The sequence below is a fragment of the Egicoccus sp. AB-alg2 genome (assembly GCF_041821065.1).
Classification (GTDB): domain Bacteria; phylum Actinomycetota; class Nitriliruptoria; order Nitriliruptorales; family Nitriliruptoraceae; genus Egicoccus.
On sequence record NZ_JBGUAX010000004.1, the window covers coordinates 279,769 to 297,664 of the forward strand.

19 protein-coding genes are annotated in these 17,896 nt (G+C 73.3%); 14 read left to right on the top strand and 5 right to left on the bottom strand.

Features of this window, described 5'->3' with window-relative positions; genetic code table 11:
* Window positions 1–24 precede the first annotated feature (24 nt).
* The 8 genes from ACERM0_RS08850 to ACERM0_RS08885 all read left to right on the top strand — a co-directional run bounded on the left by ACERM0_RS08850 (window position 25) and on the right by ACERM0_RS08885 (window position 7,606).
* The gene (locus ACERM0_RS08850) at window positions 25–1,740 is read left to right on the top strand and encodes an amidohydrolase (RefSeq protein ID WP_373678209.1); all 1,716 of its coding nucleotides are present in this window, start codon (window positions 25–27) and stop codon (window positions 1,738–1,740) included.
* A 117-nt stretch (window positions 1,741–1,857) separates the two neighbouring features.
* Entirely contained in the window at window positions 1,858–3,642 is a 1,785-nt protein-coding gene (locus ACERM0_RS08855) for a 3-hydroxyacyl-CoA dehydrogenase family protein (RefSeq protein ID WP_373678210.1), read from the top strand.
* A gap of 20 nt (window positions 3,643–3,662) precedes the next feature.
* The gene (locus tag ACERM0_RS08860) at window positions 3,663–4,031 is read left to right on the top strand and encodes a YkvA family protein (RefSeq protein ID WP_373678211.1); all 369 of its coding nucleotides are present in this window, start codon (window positions 3,663–3,665) and stop codon (window positions 4,029–4,031) included.
* A 1-nt stretch (window position 4,032) separates the two neighbouring features.
* A complete protein-coding gene (locus ACERM0_RS08865; RefSeq protein WP_373678212.1) occupies window positions 4,033–4,257 on the top strand; it encodes a hypothetical protein in 225 nt (74 codons plus the stop codon).
* An 88-nt stretch (window positions 4,258–4,345) separates the two neighbouring features.
* Window positions 4,346–5,209 (top strand): peptidylprolyl isomerase, encoded by an 864-nt coding sequence (locus ACERM0_RS08870; protein WP_373678213.1) that lies wholly within the window; start codon window positions 4,346–4,348, stop codon window positions 5,207–5,209.
* Between the two features lie 75 nt (window positions 5,210–5,284).
* Window positions 5,285–5,800: a peptidylprolyl isomerase gene (locus ACERM0_RS08875; RefSeq protein WP_373678214.1), complete on the top strand. Its 516-nt coding sequence runs from the start codon at window positions 5,285–5,287 to the stop codon at window positions 5,798–5,800.
* A 174-nt stretch (window positions 5,801–5,974) separates the two neighbouring features.
* On the top strand, window positions 5,975–6,688 hold the full coding sequence (locus ACERM0_RS08880) for a hypothetical protein (protein ID WP_373678215.1): 714 nt from the start codon (window positions 5,975–5,977) through the stop codon (window positions 6,686–6,688).
* A 90-nt stretch (window positions 6,689–6,778) separates the two neighbouring features.
* Window positions 6,779–7,606 carry a hypothetical protein gene (locus tag ACERM0_RS08885; protein WP_373678216.1) on the top strand — a complete coding sequence of 276 codons (828 nt, stop codon included), beginning with the start codon at window positions 6,779–6,781 and terminating at the stop codon, window positions 7,604–7,606.
* A 74-nt stretch (window positions 7,607–7,680) separates the two neighbouring features.
* Here the strand turns inward: ACERM0_RS08885 and ACERM0_RS08890 are convergent, their stop codons facing one another.
* The 5 genes from ACERM0_RS08890 to ACERM0_RS08910 all read right to left on the bottom strand — a co-directional run bounded on the left by ACERM0_RS08890 (window position 7,681) and on the right by ACERM0_RS08910 (window position 13,108).
* Window positions 7,681–8,892 carry an RNA polymerase sigma factor RpoD/SigA gene (locus ACERM0_RS08890; RefSeq protein WP_373678217.1) on the bottom strand — a complete coding sequence of 404 codons (1,212 nt, stop codon included), beginning with the start codon at window positions 8,890–8,892 and terminating at the stop codon, window positions 7,681–7,683.
* A 144-nt stretch (window positions 8,893–9,036) separates the two neighbouring features.
* Window positions 9,037–10,098 carry a zinc-binding dehydrogenase gene (locus tag ACERM0_RS08895; protein WP_373678218.1) on the bottom strand — a complete coding sequence of 354 codons (1,062 nt, stop codon included), beginning with the start codon at window positions 10,096–10,098 and terminating at the stop codon, window positions 9,037–9,039.
* A 73-nt stretch (window positions 10,099–10,171) separates the two neighbouring features.
* Complete coding sequence (locus ACERM0_RS08900) at window positions 10,172–10,612, bottom strand: oxidoreductase (RefSeq protein ID WP_373678219.1); 441 nt, start codon at window positions 10,610–10,612, stop codon at window positions 10,172–10,174.
* A 145-nt stretch (window positions 10,613–10,757) separates the two neighbouring features.
* On the bottom strand, window positions 10,758–11,171 hold the full coding sequence (mce, locus tag ACERM0_RS08905; protein WP_373678220.1) for a methylmalonyl-CoA epimerase: 414 nt from the start codon (window positions 11,169–11,171) through the stop codon (window positions 10,758–10,760).
* 65 nt (window positions 11,172–11,236) lie between these two features.
* Window positions 11,237–13,108 (bottom strand): diguanylate cyclase domain-containing protein, encoded by a 1,872-nt coding sequence (locus ACERM0_RS08910; protein WP_373678221.1) that lies wholly within the window; start codon window positions 13,106–13,108, stop codon window positions 11,237–11,239.
* Between the two features lie 253 nt (window positions 13,109–13,361).
* On the opposite strand from ACERM0_RS08910, the gene ACERM0_RS08915 reads away from it, so the two are divergent.
* The 6 genes from ACERM0_RS08915 (at window position 13,362) to ACERM0_RS08940 (ending at window position 17,887) form a co-directional block, all read left to right on the top strand.
* Window positions 13,362–13,541, top strand: a complete 180-nt coding sequence (locus ACERM0_RS08915) for a hypothetical protein (RefSeq protein ID WP_373678222.1) — start codon at window positions 13,362–13,364, stop codon at window positions 13,539–13,541.
* Window positions 13,542–13,661: 120 nt separating this feature from the next.
* A complete protein-coding gene (locus tag ACERM0_RS08920; protein ID WP_373678223.1) occupies window positions 13,662–14,849 on the top strand; it encodes an acetyl-CoA C-acetyltransferase in 1,188 nt (395 codons plus the stop codon).
* A 137-nt stretch (window positions 14,850–14,986) separates the two neighbouring features.
* Window positions 14,987–15,589 carry a TetR/AcrR family transcriptional regulator gene (locus ACERM0_RS08925; RefSeq protein ID WP_373678224.1) on the top strand — a complete coding sequence of 201 codons (603 nt, stop codon included), beginning with the start codon at window positions 14,987–14,989 and terminating at the stop codon, window positions 15,587–15,589.
* Entirely contained in the window at window positions 15,586–16,497 is a 912-nt protein-coding gene (locus tag ACERM0_RS08930) for a sterol desaturase family protein (protein WP_373678225.1), read from the top strand. Before ACERM0_RS08925 ends, ACERM0_RS08930 begins: the two co-directional genes overlap by 4 nt.
* Before the next feature lie 53 nt (window positions 16,498–16,550).
* Window positions 16,551–17,537, top strand: a complete 987-nt coding sequence (gene meaB / locus ACERM0_RS08935) for a methylmalonyl Co-A mutase-associated GTPase MeaB (protein ID WP_373678226.1) — start codon at window positions 16,551–16,553, stop codon at window positions 17,535–17,537.
* Window positions 17,534–17,887: a nuclear transport factor 2 family protein gene (locus ACERM0_RS08940; RefSeq protein WP_373678227.1), complete on the top strand. Its 354-nt coding sequence runs from the start codon at window positions 17,534–17,536 to the stop codon at window positions 17,885–17,887. Before meaB ends, ACERM0_RS08940 begins: the two co-directional genes overlap by 4 nt.
* The last annotated feature ends 9 nt before the right edge of the window (window positions 17,888–17,896 follow it).

The window sequence follows — 17,896 nt, forward strand, 5'->3', positions numbered from 1 at the left end:
TCCGCCGGGTCGAGGAGGTGGCGAATGGGCAGAGCCGGGACCGCCGAGGTGCTGTTCGTCGTCGAGGACCCGCGTCGGGCGTCGATCTGGACCGGCACGGACGCACCGACCGACGCCGTGGCCGTCGCCGAGGGCCGCATCGTCGCCCTGGGGCCGGACGCCCGTTCGTGGCGCGGCCCGGGGACCGAGGTGGTGGCGCTGCGCGAGGGCAGCCTACTGCCGGGCTTCCGGGACGGGCACCTGCACCCGCTCAACGGTGGCGCGGAGACGCTCGACTGTGACCTGGTCGACAGCGTCGACGTCGACGAGGTGCTCGCGCGGCTGCGCACGTTCGTGGCCGACCACCCAGACCCCGCCGACACACCGTGGATCCTCGGCTGGGGCTATCCGCCGGAGATCCTGCCCGGCGGGGTCGGTCGTGCCGAGCTGCTCGACCGGGTCGTCGCCGAGCGGCCGGCCGCGCTGTGGTCCTCCGACCACCACATGGTCTGGGTCAACACCCGCGCCCTGGAGGTCGCCGGCATCACGGCCGCGACCGCCGACCCGCCGCGCGGCACGATCGTGCGCGACGCCGACGGGCACCCGGTCGGCACGCTGCTGGAGGACGCCGAGCACCTGCTGGAGGCCCACATCCCGCCACGCGGCGTGGAGAAGGAGGCCCGCGGCCTGGAGGTCGGGCTGCAGCGGATGGTCAGCGCCGGGCTCGTGTTCGGCCAGGACGCCTGGTGCGTGCCCGCGATGCTGGACGCCTACCGGCGGATCGCGGAAGCCGGCGGCATGCGCGCCGACCTCGACCTCGCCTGCAAGGTGGAGCCCGACGGGTGGGTCGACCAGGTCGCGGCGTTCGAAGCGGTGCGTGCCCGCGCGGCCGCCGACGAGGCGGCCCGGCGCCGTGACGGCGTTCCGGGTGGCCGTGTCACGGCCACCACCGTCAAGTTCTTCGTCGACGGGGTCATCGAGGGCGGCACGGCGGCACTGCTCGAGCCCTACCTGCCGCTGGACGGGCACGGGTGCGGTGACGCCCACGACCACGGCATCAGCAACTGGACGGCGGACGAGCTCACGCAGGCCGCCGCGGCGATGGACGCCGCCGGCTTCCAGTTGCACCTGCACGCCATCGGTGACGCGGGCATCCGCATGGCGCTGGACGCGATCGACGCGGTCGCCCGCCGCAACGGGCCCCGCGACCGTCGACCGGTGATCGCCCACACCCACCTGGTCCATCCCGACGACCTGCCGCGCTTCCGCCGGCTGGGCGTCGTGGCGAACTTCGAACCGCTGTGGGCCCAGGACAACGAGATCATGCGCGACCTGACCGTCCCGCGACTCGGCCCGGAGCGTGCCCGCTGGCAGTACCCGATCGGCTCGCTGGTCCGCGACGGCGCCCACGTCTCGTTCGGTAGCGACTGGCCGGTGTCCTCCCACGAGCCGCTGGACGGCATCGCGGTCGCGGTCACCCGCCAGGTCCCCGGTGAAGCGCCCGGCGCCGGTGCGGCCGGCGACGAGGTCTTCCTGCCCGACGAGCGGATCGGACTGGACGCCGCGCTGCGGGCCTACACCGCCGGGACCGCACACCAGGCCGGCGACGAGGCCGAGGCGGGCACGATCGCGCTCGGCCAGCGCGCCGACCTCGTGGTGACCGCGCAGGACGTGCTGCGCGTCCCGCCGCGCGAGCTCGGTGACGTCGAGGTGGCCGGGACGTGGCTACGGGGCCGGCGGGTCCACGGCGAGCCGGCCTGACGGCATCAGGGCCCGGCACGACGGTACCGACGCCGGTTGGTGACGACCCCCCGGCGGGTCCTAGGCTCGCAGCAACACGTCGGCGCACCGGCGGCGACGACTCGAGGAGGCGCGCGCATGTCGGACCAGGTCGTCAGCGAGATCCGCAAGGTCGGCATCGTCGGGTGCGGCACGATGGGCTCGGGCATCGCGGAGATCGTGGCCCGCAACGGCTTCGAGGTGGCCTTCATCGACATCGACGGCGCGGCCGTCGACCGCGGCTTCATCCGCATCCGCGCCTCGCTGGACCGCCAGATCGAACGCGGCCGCCTCGACGAGCCCGAGCGTGACGCGATCCTCGGGCGCATCCACGGCGACACCGAGTGGGAGTCGCTGGGCGACTGCGACCTCGTCATCGAGGCCGTTCCCGAGGTCCTGCAGATAAAGCAGGACACGTTCCACCGCATCGACGCCGTCGCGCGGCCCGACGCGATCATCGCCACCAACACCTCGTCGCTGCCGGTCATGGACATCGCCGTCCACACCCGCCGCCCCAACCGGGTGCTGGGGTTCCACTTCTTCAACCCCGCACCCGTGATGAAGTTGATCGAACTGGTGCGGACGGTCGTCACCGACGAAGCGGTGGTGGAGACCGCCAGCGCGTTCGCGCAGACCATCGGCAAGTCACCGGTGGTGGTGGGCGACCGCCGCGGCTTCATCGCCAACCAGCTGCTGTTCCCCTACCTCAACCAGGCCGTGTGGATGGTCGAGGGCGGCTATGCGACCAAGGAGGACGTGGACGCGGCCATGCGCTTCGGCGCCGGGCTGCCGATGGGCCCGATCTCGTTGACCGACCTGGTCGGTGTCGACACGTTCGTCGGGATCATGGAGGCCATCCACTCCCAGTTCCAGGACACCCGCTTCGCGCCGCGGCCGATCCTCTCGCAGCTGGCTGCCGCCGGGTTCACCGGCCGCAAGGCGGGCCGTGGCTTCTACACCTACGACCAGCCCGGCAGCTCCCGGGTGGTGCCCGACGCCGACGTGCGCGAGCCGGCCGACCCGCAGACGATCGCCGGTTGGCAGACGATCGGGGTCGTCGGCACCGGGACGATGGCGGGCGGGATCGTCGAGGTGTGCGCCAAGGCCGGGTTCGACGTGGTCGTGCGTGGCCGCAGCCGCGAGAAGGCCGAGGCGGTCGTCGCGCAGGTCGCCAAGTCCATGCAGAAGCTGGTGGACAAGGAGCGGCTCAGCGAGGAGGACATGGTCGCGGCGCTGCAGCGCATCCGTCCGACCTCGGAGTTGCTCGACCTGGCGCCGGCCGACCTCGTGATCGAGGCCGTCGCCGAGGACCTCGCCGTCAAGAAGGAGCTGTTCGCCGAGCTCGCACCCCACCTCAAGCCCGACACGGTGCTGTCCACCACCACCTCGTCGTTGCCGGTGATCGACTGCGCGATGGCGACCGACCGGCCCGACCAGGTCGTCGGCCTGCACTTCTTCAACCCGGCGGCGATCATGAAGCTGGTGGAGATCGTCACCACCGTGCGCACCGACGCGCGGGTCGTCGAGCAGGCGCGCGCGTTCGTGGACCGCGTCGGCAAGGTCGGCGTGCTGTGCGGCGACCGCGCCGGCTTCATCGTGAACACGCTGCTGTTCCCCTACCTCAACGACGCGGTGAAGATGCTCGAGTCGCACTACGCGACCGCCGAGGAGATCGACACGGCGATGAAGCTGGGCGCGGCCTACCCGATGGGGCCGTTCGAGCTCATGGACGTGGTCGGGCTGGACGTGACGCTCGCGATCATCGAGCGCCTGCGCGAGGAGTACCGCCAGCCGTCCTACGAGCCGGCGCCGCTGCTGCGCCACATGGTCGACGCGGGCTTCCTCGGCCGCAAGGCCGGGCGCGGCTTCTACGTCTACACCTGAACATCCGCTACCAAGGGCCGGTGGACGAGAACACCGCCGACGGGTCCGAGGGGCTCGCGCCCGGTCAGCGCATCCCGCGCGGCTGGTGGCGCGAGGCCGTGGCGATGCTGCCGGATCTGGCCCGGCTGCTGCGGGACCTCTCGCGGGATCCGCGGGTGCCGCGCCGCACCAAGGTGCTCGCCGCGGCGGCGGCCACCTATGTCGCCATGCCGTTCGACGTGGTGCCGGACGTCGTGCCCGGACTGGGCCTGATCGACGACGCGGTGATCGCCGTCGTGGCGCTGCGGCGGCTGGTGGCCGCGGCAGGCTACGACGTCGTCCGTGAGCTCTGGGGCGGGACCGACGACGGGTTCGCGCTGCTGATCGTGCTCACCGGCGTGGAACGCTGAGGTGTTCCCGCGCCGGGCCGATCCGTTCCTGCCCCACCTCGACGGCTACGAGGTGCAGCGCGTGCCGGCGTTCCGGGCCACGAAGGACTACGTGTGTCCGGACTGCGGCAACCCGATCCGGGCGGGGGAGGGGCACGTCGTCGCCTGGCCCGAGGGACTGGTCACCGACCGCCGCCACTGGCATCTGCACTGCTGGCGCCTGGCGGCGAACCGCGGCCGGGCCTGAGCGCAGCAGGGGACGCCTTGCGGGACCGGAGTCCCGGTCGCGGGTCGCGGCGCGATAGCCTCCGGCCGTTCGACGTCCGAGGCACGCGGTGAGCAAGCGGCAGCACCAGAAGCAGCTGGAGAAGGCGCGCGCCAAGCGCCGGGCCGACGCGCTGCAGCGCAAGCAGCAGCGCTCGCGCATCATGATCCTCGTGGTGGTGGTGCTGCTGATCGTCGGCCTGGTCGGCGCCGGCCTGGTCCTGGGCGGTGACGAGCCGCCCGCGCCGGAGATCGAGGACGTGGAGTCGCCGCCGGGCGAGGACGAGGCCGCCGCGCCGGCCGTCGACCCGTGTCCTCCCGCCGACGACGCGCCCGAGGTCGACAGCCGCATCTACGACGGCCCGCCCGCGGCCGACCTCGACGAGACCGCCGACCTCACCGCCACCGTGGCGACCACCTGCGGCGACATCACGATCGAACTCGACGTCGACGGCGCCCCGGGCGCGGTGGCCAACATCGTGGGGCTCGCCGAGGACGGCTATTACGACGGCGTGCTCTTCCACCGCGTCATCGACGACTTCGTGATCCAGGCCGGCGACCCGGCCGGCACGGGTTGTGGCCAGGAGGAGTGCACGGCGGCCGGGTTCGACCCCGAGGGCGAGACCTATCCGGGCTACACCATCCCGGACGAGGAGTCGGCCGCCGCCGAGTTCGCCGAGGGACCGACCGGTGGCGTCGAGTACCCCCGCGGCACCGTCGCGATGGCCCGCACCGAAGCCCCCGACTCCACCGGGGCGCAGTTCTTCATCGTCCAGGGCGACCCGATCACGCTGCCCGACGCCAGCTACATCGTCGTCGGCACCGTGGCCGACGGGATGGACGTCGTCGACCAGATCGCCGGGCAGCCCACCGAAGAGGGCGACCGGCCCGTCGACGAGGTCCGCATCGTCTCGTTCACCGTCGAGCAGGCCTGAGCCCCGACGACCGTCCCGGTGCATCCCAGTAGGCTCGGTTCCGACACGCATGCGACCACGCATCGAGGAGACCCCGTGGCCAAGCAGTGGAGCTCGCCGCCCGAGATCGCGATCGACCCGGCGACGTCGTACACCGCGACGATCCGGACCAGCCGTGGTGACATCACCGCGAAGCTGTACCCCGAGGACGCGCCCGCGACGGTGAACAACTTCGTGTTCCTCGCCCGCGAAGGCTTCTACGACGGGGTGATCTTCCACCGCGTCATCGAGGGCTTCGTCATCCAGGGCGGCGACCCGACCGGCACCGGCACCGGCGGCCCGGGCTACCGGTTCGCCGACGAGCTCGACTCGGCCCGCAAACACGGCTACCGGATGGGCACGCTGGCGATGGCCAACGCCGGTCCCGACACCAACGGCTCGCAGTTCTTCGTCTGCCACCAGGACGTGGGCCTGCCGCCCTCCTACACGGTCTTCGGCAAGGCCATCGACGGCCTCGACGTCGTCGACGACATCGCGACGACGCAGACCGACGCGCGCGACAAGCCCGTCGAGGACGTCGTGATCTCCACGATCGAGATCGCCGAGGGCTGAGACCCGAGCACGTCACGGCGCCCGGTGTGGATCACACCGGGCGCCGTTTCGTGCGGTGGGCGAGCGCGCGGAACATTTCCGGGTCGTTCGGCGTCTGATCCCCTGAACGTGCGGGTACGTACGTATCTCGACCTCGGCAAGGCCCGGGCCTCTCCCGGGAGGAACGACACGCACGTGGGGGGACGCAGATGGCTGGCGGCGCTCGCGCTGGCCGGGGCGACGGTGTTCGCGGTGCAGGCCTGTGCCTCGCCGCAGGACGGTGGCTCGTCCGTGGCGGTGACCATCCCGGGTGACGTCCGGATCGCGGACGGTGCCCTGATCCTGCGCGAGCCGGGTGGCGAGGAACGAGTCGTCGCCACGACCGACCCGGCCACCGACGGCGAGCTCGTGCACGCCGCGTTGCGGCCGGGCGAGCGTGACCGGCAGACGGTGCTGGCGCTGACCCGCGTCGACGACGTCGACGGGGTCCGCTACGAGCTGCGCTACGTCACGGTGGACGGCGACGACGTCACCGACCTGTACTGGTTCCCCTGGCGCCTGCAGGTGGCCGACGACCTGGCCGACACGCTGGACGCCCCGCCGTTCCCGGTCTGGGCGCCCGACGGCGAGTCGCTCGCGTGGCTCGAGTGGGGGCCCGACGGCACGCGCCTGCGCACCATCGCCTGGCGCGACGAGGACGTCAGCTCCAACCCGTCGGACGACACCGCCACCTACGCGCTCGACGAGGTGCCGCCCGGAACCCAACTGCGGGCCTGGGAGCGAGGCGAGGACGGCGTGCCGGTGCTGCGCGGCAGCGACGGCGAGACCGAGTGGCGGATCCGGCTGGACACCAGCGGGGCGAGCGCCGTCGCGATGGCGGACCCGTCCGCAGCGCCCACCACCGGCTGAGCAGGGGTTCGCGGCGTCTCCTACGCTCGCGGGCGCGTTCGCGGGGTCCCCGCCGGCCCGGCAGCGCGGCGACCGCGTGACGGAGCCGACATGGGCGACGCCGGCCGGCCAGGACGGCCGGCCCTGATCGACCCGGGTGCCTACCCGGGGCTCACGCCGACGTCGGCGGTGGTGCTCGTCGACGGGCGCGTCCGGACACTGCGGCCGGCTCGCACCCGCGGCCCGGGCCGATGGCACCTCGACGCGGGCGAGCAGCGTGGCCCGGCCAGGCACCCGGACGCGGTCGCGGCCCCGCCTGCGGGCGGACCGTCGTGCCTCGACGACGTGCTGGCGGACGCCGGGCTCGCCGCGACCGGCGACCGCGTCCCCGTCCTCGCGGTGGGCTCCAACGCGTCACCCGCGCAACTGCACCGCAAGTTCTCCGCAGCCGCGGTGTCGACCACGGTGCCCATCGTGCCGGTCACGGTCCGCGATCTGGGCATCGGTCACTCAGCGCACGTCAGCCCGGCCGGCTACGTCCCGGCCGCCCCGCACCTGCACCGTGGAGCGACGGCCCGGGTGCACCTGCTGTGGCTCGATGCCCGGCAGGTCCGGGCCCTGGACGCCACGGAGCCCAACTACCGGTCGGTCGTGCTCGGCCGGCGCCACGCCGCTCGCCTGTCGACCGGCGTGAGCGTCACCCGCTGCCGCCTCTACGTCTCACGCCACCGCCTGCTGGCGCCCGACGGCGACGTGCTGCCGTTGACGGCCCAGCACCGTCTGTTGCGTCGGCTGGCGCGTCACGCCGACGTCGCGGAGGTGCTCGGGGACGTCCGCGGGAGCGACCACCTGGCCGCCGACGGGATCCTCCGGCAGCGTCTCTCGGCGGCGCTCGGACGCGTGCGTGGCCGTCCCCACCGCCTCGCCTGCCGAGTCTGAGGCCGCCTCCGGACCGTCGGCTCACAGGTCCCGGCGACGTCGTGCCATCGGCGCGTCCCACGCTCGACAGCGCTTCACGCCGCCTGCAGTGCCTCGCCGAGGTCGCGGAGGGTGCCGGCGTCCTGGGCGCGCAGGTGCTGGAGCGCGCTGCGCTCCAGTTGCCGGACCCGCTCGCGGGAGAGGTTGATCATCTCGCCGATCTCCCGGAGCTGCCGCGGCTCGCCGTCGCGAAGCCCGAACCGCAGCTCCAGGATGCAGCGTTCCCGTTCCGGCAGCGTGGCCAGCGCTTCGACCAGCCGGGCGCGCAGGTCGGCGACCTCGCTGCTGACCTGCGGGTCCACCGCGTCGGGATCCGGCAACAGGCTGCCGAGCGTGGCGTCGCCGTCCTCGCCGACGGGCAGGTCCAACGACCGGACGGGGCGCAGGGCGATCCTGACGTCGGCGACGCGATCCACCGGCAGGCCCACCTCGGCGGCCACCTCGTGGTCCTCGGGCTCGCGCAGCAGTCGGTCGCGCAGCGCCTGCTCGGCCCGGCGAACCACGGCCGCCTGCTCCCACACCCGCGAGGGGGCGCGGATCGTGCGGCTGCGGCTCGCCAGCCCCCGCTGGATCGCCTGCCGGATCCACCAGACGGCGTAGGTGCTGAACTTGTAGCCCTTGGTGGGGTCGAACTTCTGTACCGCCCGGATCAGGCCGAGGTTGCCCTCCTGGATCGCCTCCAGCAGCGGCAGGTCGCTGCCGGCGTACTTCTTGGCGGTCGGCACCACGAGGCGCAGGTTCGACTCCACGAGCCGGTCGAAGGCGGCCTCGCCGTCACGGGCGATGCGCCGCAGACGGGCACGCGCCGTCGCGTCGTGGCCGTCCTCCGCCAGCAGCCGGCGTGCCTCCTCGCCGGCGAGGAAACGCTTGGACAGGTCGGCCTCCTGCTCGGGCTCCAGCAGGTCGTGCCGTGCGGCCCGGCGCAGGTACGCGGCCAACGGGTCGTTCAGGTCCGCACTGGCGACGTCCTGCGGCGCGGTGGTCGCGGCGGTCGTCGCGGCCGTCGAGGCCGTCGCGGCCGTCTCCTCGAGTGCGGCCTCGACGTCGTCGGCGCGTGCGTCCTCCACGATCGTCACGCCGAGGTCGGCCAGCTCCTCCTCGAGGTCCGGCATCGAGCCCGGGACGTGCACGTCGGCGTCCTCGATCGCGGCCAGCTGCGAGCGCAGCACGAACCCCTGCGCCCTGGCCTGGTCGAGCAGCTCGGCCCGCGTGGCGTCGGACACGCCTTCGAGCAGGCCGGTCTGCATCGGGGCTCCTTCGGGTCCGCCGGGGGTGCGTCCCCGTCAGCATGCTGCTCCCGCGGGGAGCGGCGCACCGATCGACCGGCACGATCGTCCCCGGCCGGACGTTCTGCGGCCCGGCCGGACGCCTCCCGTGGCCGGCAGCCGTGGTCAGTCGTAGGTCACGACCATGCGCACCGGGTCGCCTTCGCGGGCCTCCAGCCGGCGCAGCGCAGCGGGGAACTCCTCGATGCCCAGCCGGTCGGTGACGGACCGGCTGAGGTCGAGGCGGCCGGTCTCCACCAGGTCGTAGAGTTCGCCGAGGTCCTGCTGCGTGTAACCGAACGAGCCGACCAGTTCGGTCTCCTGGGACACGAACAGGGCGACCGGCACGGTCTGGATCGCCTGTGGTCCGAGCCCGACGACGGTGGCGCGACCGCCGGGGCGCAGCGCCTTGACGGCCTGGTCGACGGTCGAGGCGAGCCCGACGAACTCGAAGCTGCGGTCGACGCCGCCCTCGCTGAGCTCCCGGATGCGGCGCGCGACCCCGCCCTCGCCCGCGTCGACCACCTCGTCGGCACCCCAGTCGAGCGCACGCTGCAGGTTCGCCGGGGCGACGTCGACCCCGACCACGTGGGCGCCGGCGAGCTTGGCCAGCAGCACCGCGTGCATACCCAGCCCGCCGAGCCCGACCACGGCGACCGTCATGTCCGGCCCGACGCCGCCGCGCTTCAACGCGTGGTAGGGCGTGGCCACCGCGTCGGTGACGATCGCCGCCTGGTCGAAGGGCAGGTCGGCCGGCAGTGGGACGAGGAAGCGCGCGTCGGCGACGGCGTACTCCGCCTGCACGCCGTCGACGTCCACGCCCGCGACCGCGGTCGTGACGCAGAGGTTCTCACGCCCGGCACGGCAGTACCCGCACGTCCCGCACGGGCGGGACATGACCCAGGCGACGCGGTCGCCGACCTGCCAGTCGTCCACGCCGGAGCCGACGCCGGCGATCACGCCGGCGGGCTCGTGACCGAGGATCTGGGGCAGCTCCGGGCCGTGCGGCGTCACGCCGGTCACCACGTGCAGGTCGCTGGCACAGATCCCGCAGGCCTTGACCTGCACGAGCACCTCGCCGTAGCCGGGTGCGGGGACCGGGATCTCGTCGATGCGTACGTCCTCGGGCTGCTCGGCGGTCCTCGGCCGGTGCAGGCGGGCGGCACGCATGGTCTCGGGCAGGCTCATCGTCGCTCCGGGGACGGCGGCGGACGCGCACCCTAGGACACCCCGCCGCCATGCCGGATCGCGAGCGTCCCCGTCAGTCGCGCGGCGCTGCCGGCGGGGGAGGCGGCGAGGACGGGCCGCCGCCGGCGTCGTCGGCGTCGCCGGGCCACGGCGGCAGGTCTTCCAGGTTGACCCGTCGGGGACGCACGCCGCGGTCGTAGTCCTTCATCCGGCGCGGGTAGCCGACCTTCGCCGCGTCGTAGAGCGGGATGTTGGTCCGCTTGCAGAACTCGGCCGCCTGCCCACGGTCGCGGACCGGCCGGCGCAGGTACTCGCCGTCGTCGGCGACCAACAGCAGCGTCGTCGAGTAGATGGCCGTCTTCGGCTCCAGGTAGGCCTCCACCCCGGCACGCGAGCCCACGAAGCCCTCGAGTTCCTTCACGGTGGTGCGGCTGGCACGGTCCGTGCTGGGGCTGGGTGCCGAGCGCTTGGTCTCACCCTTGAACCAGGCGCGCATGCGGTCGGAGAAGCCCATGTGGGACCTCAGTGCGGGTCGTCGACGAGGGGCGCGGAAGCGTGCGACGAGGCTACCGGAGGTGCGGGTCCCCGCCGTCCGGAACGGTCGGCCGGCCGCGGTCGGCGACGCCCGTAGACGGTCTGCGCACGCCTCTCGCGCGCGGTCAGTGCGCCTCGGCGTCCTCGACCAGCTCGACGAGGACGCCGCCGGTGCCCTTCGGGTGCACGAAGGCGACCGTGTGCCCACCACCGCCGGGGCGCGGCTCCTCGTCGATGAGGCGCACATCCTCGTCCCGGAGGTGGTCGAGGGCGTCACCGACGGACGCGACGCCGAAGCCGAGGTGGTGCAGGCCGGGCCCGTTCTTGGCGAGGTACTTCGCGATCGGCGAGTCGTCCCGCGTCGGCTGCAGCAACTGCAGGTAGACACCGCCCACGTTCAGCATGGCCTCCTCGACACCGTCGGAGTCGACCCGCTCGCGGTACTCCGGCGTGAGCCCGAAGGCGCGCTCGTAGAACGCCAGCGCCTCGTCGAGGTCGGGGACGGCGATGGCGATCTGGTCGATGCGGGTCACCTGCATGCTTGGCCTCCTGGCGGCTCGTCGCGGCCATCCTGCCTCGCCGCGGGCGGCGCGCGAAAACCGGCTCAGCCGGGGTTCGGGAGGGAGGCCTCCAGACGGGTCAGGATCGACCGTGGGACGGCCGCGGGCCGGCCGAGGAAGTAGCCCTGCCCACCCAGGCGCGGCGAGACGAGGTTCGGGTCGTGCGTGGCGTGGAAGCTGCGCAGGTCGCCCGCCGTCTCGATCCCCTCGGCGATCACCCAGCCGCCGGTGCGGGCCGCGAACATCCGCGCGGCCGCCAGGGTCGCGTCGGCGGCCGGATCGATGCCGCTGCGTCCGACCACGGCCCGATCGAGCTTGACGACGTCGAAGTCGATGTTGCCGAGCGCGCGCAGCCCGGCGTTGCCGGCCCCGAGGTCGTCCAGCGCCAGCAGGAATCCCGCCTCGCGCAGGCTCTTGAGCGCCCGGATGTCCTCCGCGCGGTCCAGGTCGGCCTGCTCGGTGACCTCGACGACGACCTCCGAGGCCTGCAGCCCGGCCGCCTCGACGTCCGCGACCAGGTCCGCCACGCGCAGGGTGCGCAGGCTCGCGGGATGCATGTTGAGGAACAGCAGCCCGTACCAGGCGCAGTCGGCGACCCGCTGCAGCACGGCTTCGCGTCCGAGGGCGTCCAGCAGCGGTGCGCAACCGAGCCGGTCGGCCAGCCGCAGGGCCTCCGAAGGACCGTCGAGCGGCGCGTCGACGGGCAGGCGCAGCAGCGCCTCGTGGCCGAGGACCCGCCCCTGCGCGAGGTCCCAGATCGGCTGGAAGACGACGCCGAAACCGTGGTCGCCCGTGAGCAGGTCCTGGGTCGCGGCAAGCTTGTCCGCCGTCACCGCCACGCCCTCGGCGATGCTGGCGAACAGCACGGTCTGCCGACGGCCCCGGCGCTTGGCCTCGTAGAGCGCGGCGTCGGCGCGCTCCCACAGTTCGTCGGGGTCGACGGCGCCGCCGGTGGGTGCGGACGCCACCCCGATGCTCATGGTGACGTCGAGTTGCGCGACGGTGAACGCGGCCCGGGCCCGCTCGAGCACGCTGGCGGCCTGCTGCTCGTCGACGCCGGGCAGCAGCACGGCGAACTCGTCGCCGCCGATCCGGAAGGCCAGGTCGGTCTCGCGCAGGTGCTGAAAGCTGTCGGCCAACTCCCGCAACACCCGGTCGCCGTGACGATGGCCGAGGCGGTCGTTGATGTACTTGAAGTCGTCGAGGTCGATCAGCGCGAGCGCCCACTGGTCCGGTTCGGGTGCCGCCAGCGCGGCGCGCAACGCGGGCGCGAACGGACGGCGGCCGAGCAACCCGGTCAGCGCGTCCGTGTCGGCCGACCGCTGGTCGCGCCGCTGGTCGCGCAACAGCCACCATCCACCCAAGGCGAACGACAGCGGCACCGCCACGCCGGCGACCACCAGCAGACCGGCGCCGTGCAGCCGGCGCAGGTCCGCCAGCAGCGTCTGCACCAGGTCGGAGGGCATGTCCACCGCGAGCACCATCGGACCGCCCGGCGCGCGCACCGGCACCAGGTGCTCGTGGACGATGCGCTCGTCGGCGCCGCGGCCGTCGCGGTCGACCCTCGCCGTCGCGCGACCGCTGCGGCGAACCTCGCGGATGGCAGCAGCGTCCGGCGCGTGGTCGACGCGCCCGACGCTGGCGATCACCGCACCGCCGGGCCCGTGGAGCGTGACGTGACGCGCGCCGCGCAGTCGCCTCACGTCGTCGAGGCGGTCCAAGAGGTCGGCCTGGGCGGTTCCGCTCTGGGCGTCGGGGCGCCGCAGCAGTTCCTCGACGCCGCGCACGCTGCGGGACAGTTCGGCGGTCGTCTGGGCGAGCACCCGTTGCTCGACGATGCGGCTGACGGCGAGGAACTCCACCACCCCCACGAGCAGCACGGCCGCGCCGATGGCGGCTGCCCAGCGCAACAGCATGGAACGAAAGGTGCGCGCGTCCGTCCGCCCGCGCTTCCGTCGCCCGTCGTGCGTCTGGGCAACCCGTGCCCGCGACATACCTGGCCCCTGTCCCCGGTCGCCCCCGTTCGCGACCGTCGCCCCGCCACGCCCGGTGGCAGCGCGACCGCCAACCGTACACGCCACGGCGGCGGCATGAGGACGGTTGCAGGATTTGCACCGTTGGCCCGGGAGGCGCTCGCCGGCCGCGCCGGCCGCGGGCACCTTTGCCGGCATGAGGACACCTGCCGAACTCCCGATGACCGCGGCGACCGCCGGGGACCCGCTGCCCTGTCCGGTCGCCGACGTCATGCGGCGGGTGCAGGCGCAACTGCGGGCGGGGGAGGCACCCTCGTTCGAGGCGCTGCTCGCCCTCGGCGAGCCCCGCTCGACGTCACGGCTGACGGCCGCCTGAGCCTGCCGAAGCAGGGTCCGCCCGTCCGGTCGGTTCGGCCGCGTCCCGCGTCGAGCCCTACCATGGCCCGCGACGCAGCGCCGTGCCGGCCACGGCGTCGAAGAGTCGAGGGAGGGCGTCGTGAACGAGGTCGTCGTCGTCGGAGCTGCCCGCACCCCCGTCGGCAAGTTCGGTGGGTCGCTGGCGTCGCTGAGTGCGATGCAACTCGGCGGCCGCGCGATCGCCGGCGCGCTGACCAGCGGCGGGGTGCCGGCCGACCAGGTCGGCTACGTCGTGATGGGCCACGTGCTGCAGGCGGGCCAGGGTCAGATCACCTCGCGCCAGGCCGCCGTCGAGGGCGGGATCGCCATGGGCGTCGCCTCGGAGACCGTGAACAAGGTCTGCCTGTCGGGCATGACGGCCGTCGCCCGCGCACGTGATCTGATCCGCGTCGGGGACTTCGACCTCGTCGTCGCCGGCGGCATGGAGTCGATGTCGCGGGCGCCCTACGTGCTGGACAAGGCCCGGTTCGGGCTGCGGATGGGCGACGCCACGCTCACCGACGTGATGATGCACGACGGGCTGACCTGCGCCTTCGACGGGTGCGCGATGGGCCTGGCCACCGACAACCACCAGACCGCGAAGGGTCTCGGGATCACGCGCGAGCAGCAGGACGCGTGGGCCGCGCGCTCGCACGAGCGTGCCGCCCGTGCCTGGAAGGACGGGCTCTTCGACGACGAGGTCGTGCCGGTCGAGGTGCCCCAGCGCAAGGGCGACCCGTTGACCGTGCGCGAGGACGAAGGCATCCGCGAGGGCACCACGGCGGAGTCGCTGGCGGGTCTGCGCGCCGCCTTCACCAAGGACGGCACCATCACCGCCGGCAACGCCTCGCAGATCTCCGACGGCGCGGCGGCACTGGTCCTGGCCAGTCGCGCGAAGGCCGACGAACTCGGCCTGCCGGTGCTGGCCACCATCCGCTCGTGGGGCACGGTCGCCGGCCCGGACACCTCGCTGCACCTGCAACCCTCGGCCGCGATCCGCGACGCCGCCCGGCGCATCGACGCCGACCCGGCCGGCTTCGACCTCTACGAGATCAACGAGGCGTTCGCGTCGGTGGCCATCGCCTCCGGCGGCGACCTGGGACTCGACGAGGACAAGGTCAACGTCCACGGCGGCGGGATCGCGCTCGGGCACCCCATCGGCTGCTCCGGCGCCCGCATCACGGTCTCGCTCATCAACGCTCTGCGCCAGCGCGGCGGCGGCACCGGCGCGGCCGCGCTCTGCGGCGGCGGCGGCCAGGGCGATGCACTGATCGTCTCGGTGGCGTAGCGCGCCTCCTGCGGGATGCGACCCCCGTCGCGAGGGGTCGGCCGGCTGCGGTCTCCGTCGTGGTCGCGGGACCGTTGCGCTGGGTTGAAAAAACCGAGCGCTCGCTCTTTACTTCTCCACGGGAGAGGGAGCGGCGCATGGCACCGGCCAGGACCCAGGAGCAGCGGCGGGCCGCGACGCGGGCGAAGCTGCTCGCGGCGACGGCCGCGTGCCTGACCGAGCACGGCTACGTCGGGACGACGGTCGGGCGCGTCTGCAAGCGTGCGGGCGTGTCGTCGGGTGGCTTGTTCGCCCACTTCGACTCGAAGGCCGAGCTGCTCGCGGCCACCGCGGCCGAGATCCTGCGCCGCGCGCGTGAGGACGCCGCGGCCGACTTCCTGGCGCGGGACCACGGCGACCCGATCGCCGACGCCGTGGCGGTGGCCTGGCGGTTCTACCGCCGCCACGACCTGCGGGCCGCGCTCGAGCTGTTCGTCGCGGGCCGCACCGACCCGGAGCTCGCGGCCCATCTCGACGCCGTCGACGCCCCGCACCGCGAGCAGCTCGGCCACCTGGTCCGGCTGATGCTGCCGGCGCAGGCGGGGCACCCCGACTTCGACGACGTGGTGGAGCTCGTGCTCGCGACGATGTTCGGCCTCGCGCTGGACGTCGGGACGATCCGATCGGCCGAGCTGCGCGAGCGCGAGGTCGCACTGCTGACGGAGCTGGTCCGTCACCGTCTGGGAGGTACGGACGCATGATGGAAGCGTTGCGCGGGTCGTTGGCGGAGGTGGTCGAGCTCGACCTCATCACCCCGGCCATCCCGGTGTTCATCCTGCTGATGGTGCTCGAGGCGTACGTGCTGCACCGGGAGAAGCGCATCGACGACCTCGAGGAGCTGGCCGAGCAGGGCCGCCTGGTCGCCGGCTACGAGCTGCGCGACACGGTCGCGAGCCTGTCGATGGGCATCGGCAGCCTGGTCGTGCCGGTGGTCATCACCTCGCTGCTCGGACTGGGCGGCTACCTCCTGGTGTGGAACCTGACCCCGCTGGACCTCGGCTCGGGGTGGCTGGCCTGGACGGTCGCGCTGGCGGGCAAGGATCTCGGCTACTACGCCTTCCACCGGGCCAGCCACGAGAACCGGTTCCTGTGGGCGGCCCACGTCGTCCACCACTCGAGCCAGCGCTACAACCTGTCGACGGCGCTGCGCCAGAGCTGGACGCCACTGACGAGCTGGATCTTCTACGTCCCGCTCGTGCTGCTGGGCGTGAACCCGGCGATCCTGGTGATGAGCGGCGCCATCAACCTGCTGTACCAGTTCTGGATCCACACGGAGGCGATCGACAAGCTGCCGCGCCCGATCGAGTACGTGTTCAACACGCCCAGCCACCACCGTGTCCACCACGGCAGCAACCCGCAGTACCTCGACCGGAACTACGGCGGCATCCTCATCGTGTGGGACCGGTGGTTCGGCACCTTCGAACCCGAGGTGGAGCCGGTCCGCTACGGGCTGACGAAGAACATCGAGACCTACAACCCGTTGCGGATCGCCACCCACGAGTACGCCGCGATCTGGCGCGAGGCGCGGGCGGATGCGTCCTGGGGGGCGCGGCTCGGCCGCCTGTGGCACGGCCCCGGCTGGCAGCCCGAGGTCGCGGAGCGGGTGTGAGCGCACTCGCGCAGTAGCCTCCCGGCCCACGACGACACCGGGCGGTCGAGGCGTTGGCACAGACGGTCGAGGAACTGGTCGAAGGGCTCGGCCGCGGCGAGCGGCGGGCGCTTGCGCGGCTGCTCACCCTGGTCGAGGACGGCAGTCCCGAACGGCTCCGCGAGGTGGTCGCGAGCCTCTATCCGCGCACCGGCAACGCCCGGGTGATCGGCATCACGGGTTCCCCGGGCGTGGGCAAGTCCACGCTGACCAACGCGATCGCCACCGCGTTGCGGGGCCGCGACCGGTCGGTCGCGATCCTCGCGGTCGATCCTTCGTCGCCGTTCTCGGGCGGGGCGCTGCTGGGGGACCGGGTGCGGATGCAGGGCCACCACGCCGATCCCGACGTGTTCATCCGCTCGATGGCCTCGCGTGGGCACCTCGGCGGGCTGTCGTTCGCGACCCCCCAGGCGGTGCTGGTGCTGGACGCCGCCGGGTTCGACGACGTGATCGTGGAGACGGTCGGCGTCGGTCAGTCGGAGGTGGAGATCGCCGCGACGGCCGACACCACCGTCGTCGCCCTCGCACCCGGCATGGGCGACGGCATCCAGGCGGCCAAGGCCGGGATCCTCGAGGTGGCCGACGTCTTCGTGATCAACAAGGCCGACGCGTCCGGCGCGGGCAAGCTCGAGTCGGAACTGCGCGGCATGCTGGAGATGGGCCACGCGCTGGAGGATCCGGCCGGCCCCAGCCCCTGGTGGCCGCCGATCGTGCGCACGGTCGCGGTCCGTGGCGAGGGGATCGGCGACGTCGTCGAGGCCTTCGGTACCCACGCCGACTGGTTGGAGGACACCGGCCGGGGCCGCCAGCGGCGCCGCGACCGGGCGCTGCACCTCATCCGCGAGATCGCGCTCGAGCAGGTGCGGCTGCGCTTCGCGCGGCTCGACCGCGGCGACGACCCGCTCCTGGACAAGCTCGCCGAGCAGGTGGCCGACCGCGAGGTGGACCCCTACACGGCGGCCGACGACCTGCTCGACGCACTCGAGGGGGGTGAAGCATGAGCCTGCAGGACGAGCTGCTGGACCAGGAACGCGCCTTCTGGGGGGCCGGTGGCGACGCCGACTTCTACCGTGAGCACTTCGCCGACGACGGCCACTGCGTGTTCGCCGTCGGCATCCTCGACAAGGACGCCGTGCTGCAGGCCATCGCCGCCGGGGCGCCGTGGACCGACCTCCAGGTCGACGAGGTGTCGGTCGCGCCGATCGGGGACGACGCGGCCGCGATCGCGTACCGCGCCAGCGCCCTGCCCGAGGGCGGCGACGTGCGCTACGAGACCTACGTCAGCAGCGTCTACGTCCGCCGCGACGGCCGTTGGCAGCTGTTCCTGCACCAGCACGTCCCGCCGGCCTGACCCACGCGC

Excerpts from the sequence above, each read along its gene's own strand:
- ACERM0_RS08890 (WP_373678217.1), bottom strand. The coding sequence starts at position 8,892 with ATGCAGACCGGCCTGCTCGAAGGCGTGTCCGACGCCACGCGGGCCGAG.
- ACERM0_RS08900 (WP_373678219.1), bottom strand. The coding sequence starts at position 10,612 with ATGGGCTTCTCCGACCGCATGCGCGCCTGGTTCAAGGGTGAGACCAAG.
- ACERM0_RS08895 (WP_373678218.1), bottom strand. The coding sequence starts at position 10,098 with ATGAGCCTGCCCGAGACCATGCGTGCCGCCCGCCTGCACCGGCCGAGG.
- ACERM0_RS08855 (WP_373678210.1), top strand. The coding sequence starts at position 1,858 with ATGTCGGACCAGGTCGTCAGCGAGATCCGCAAGGTCGGCATCGTCGGG.
- ACERM0_RS08925 (WP_373678224.1), top strand. The coding sequence starts at position 14,987 with ATGGCACCGGCCAGGACCCAGGAGCAGCGGCGGGCCGCGACGCGGGCG.
- ACERM0_RS08910 (WP_373678221.1), bottom strand. The coding sequence starts at position 13,108 with ATGCTGTTGCGCTGGGCAGCCGCCATCGGCGCGGCCGTGCTGCTCGTG.
- ACERM0_RS08885 (WP_373678216.1), top strand. The coding sequence starts at position 6,779 with ATGGGCGACGCCGGCCGGCCAGGACGGCCGGCCCTGATCGACCCGGGT.
- ACERM0_RS08850 (WP_373678209.1), top strand. The coding sequence starts at position 25 with ATGGGCAGAGCCGGGACCGCCGAGGTGCTGTTCGTCGTCGAGGACCCG.
- ACERM0_RS08915 (WP_373678222.1), top strand. The coding sequence starts at position 13,362 with ATGAGGACACCTGCCGAACTCCCGATGACCGCGGCGACCGCCGGGGAC.
- ACERM0_RS08940 (WP_373678227.1), top strand. The coding sequence starts at position 17,534 with ATGAGCCTGCAGGACGAGCTGCTGGACCAGGAACGCGCCTTCTGGGGG.
- mce (WP_373678220.1), bottom strand. The coding sequence starts at position 11,171 with ATGCAGGTGACCCGCATCGACCAGATCGCCATCGCCGTCCCCGACCTC.
- ACERM0_RS08930 (WP_373678225.1), top strand. The coding sequence starts at position 15,586 with ATGATGGAAGCGTTGCGCGGGTCGTTGGCGGAGGTGGTCGAGCTCGAC.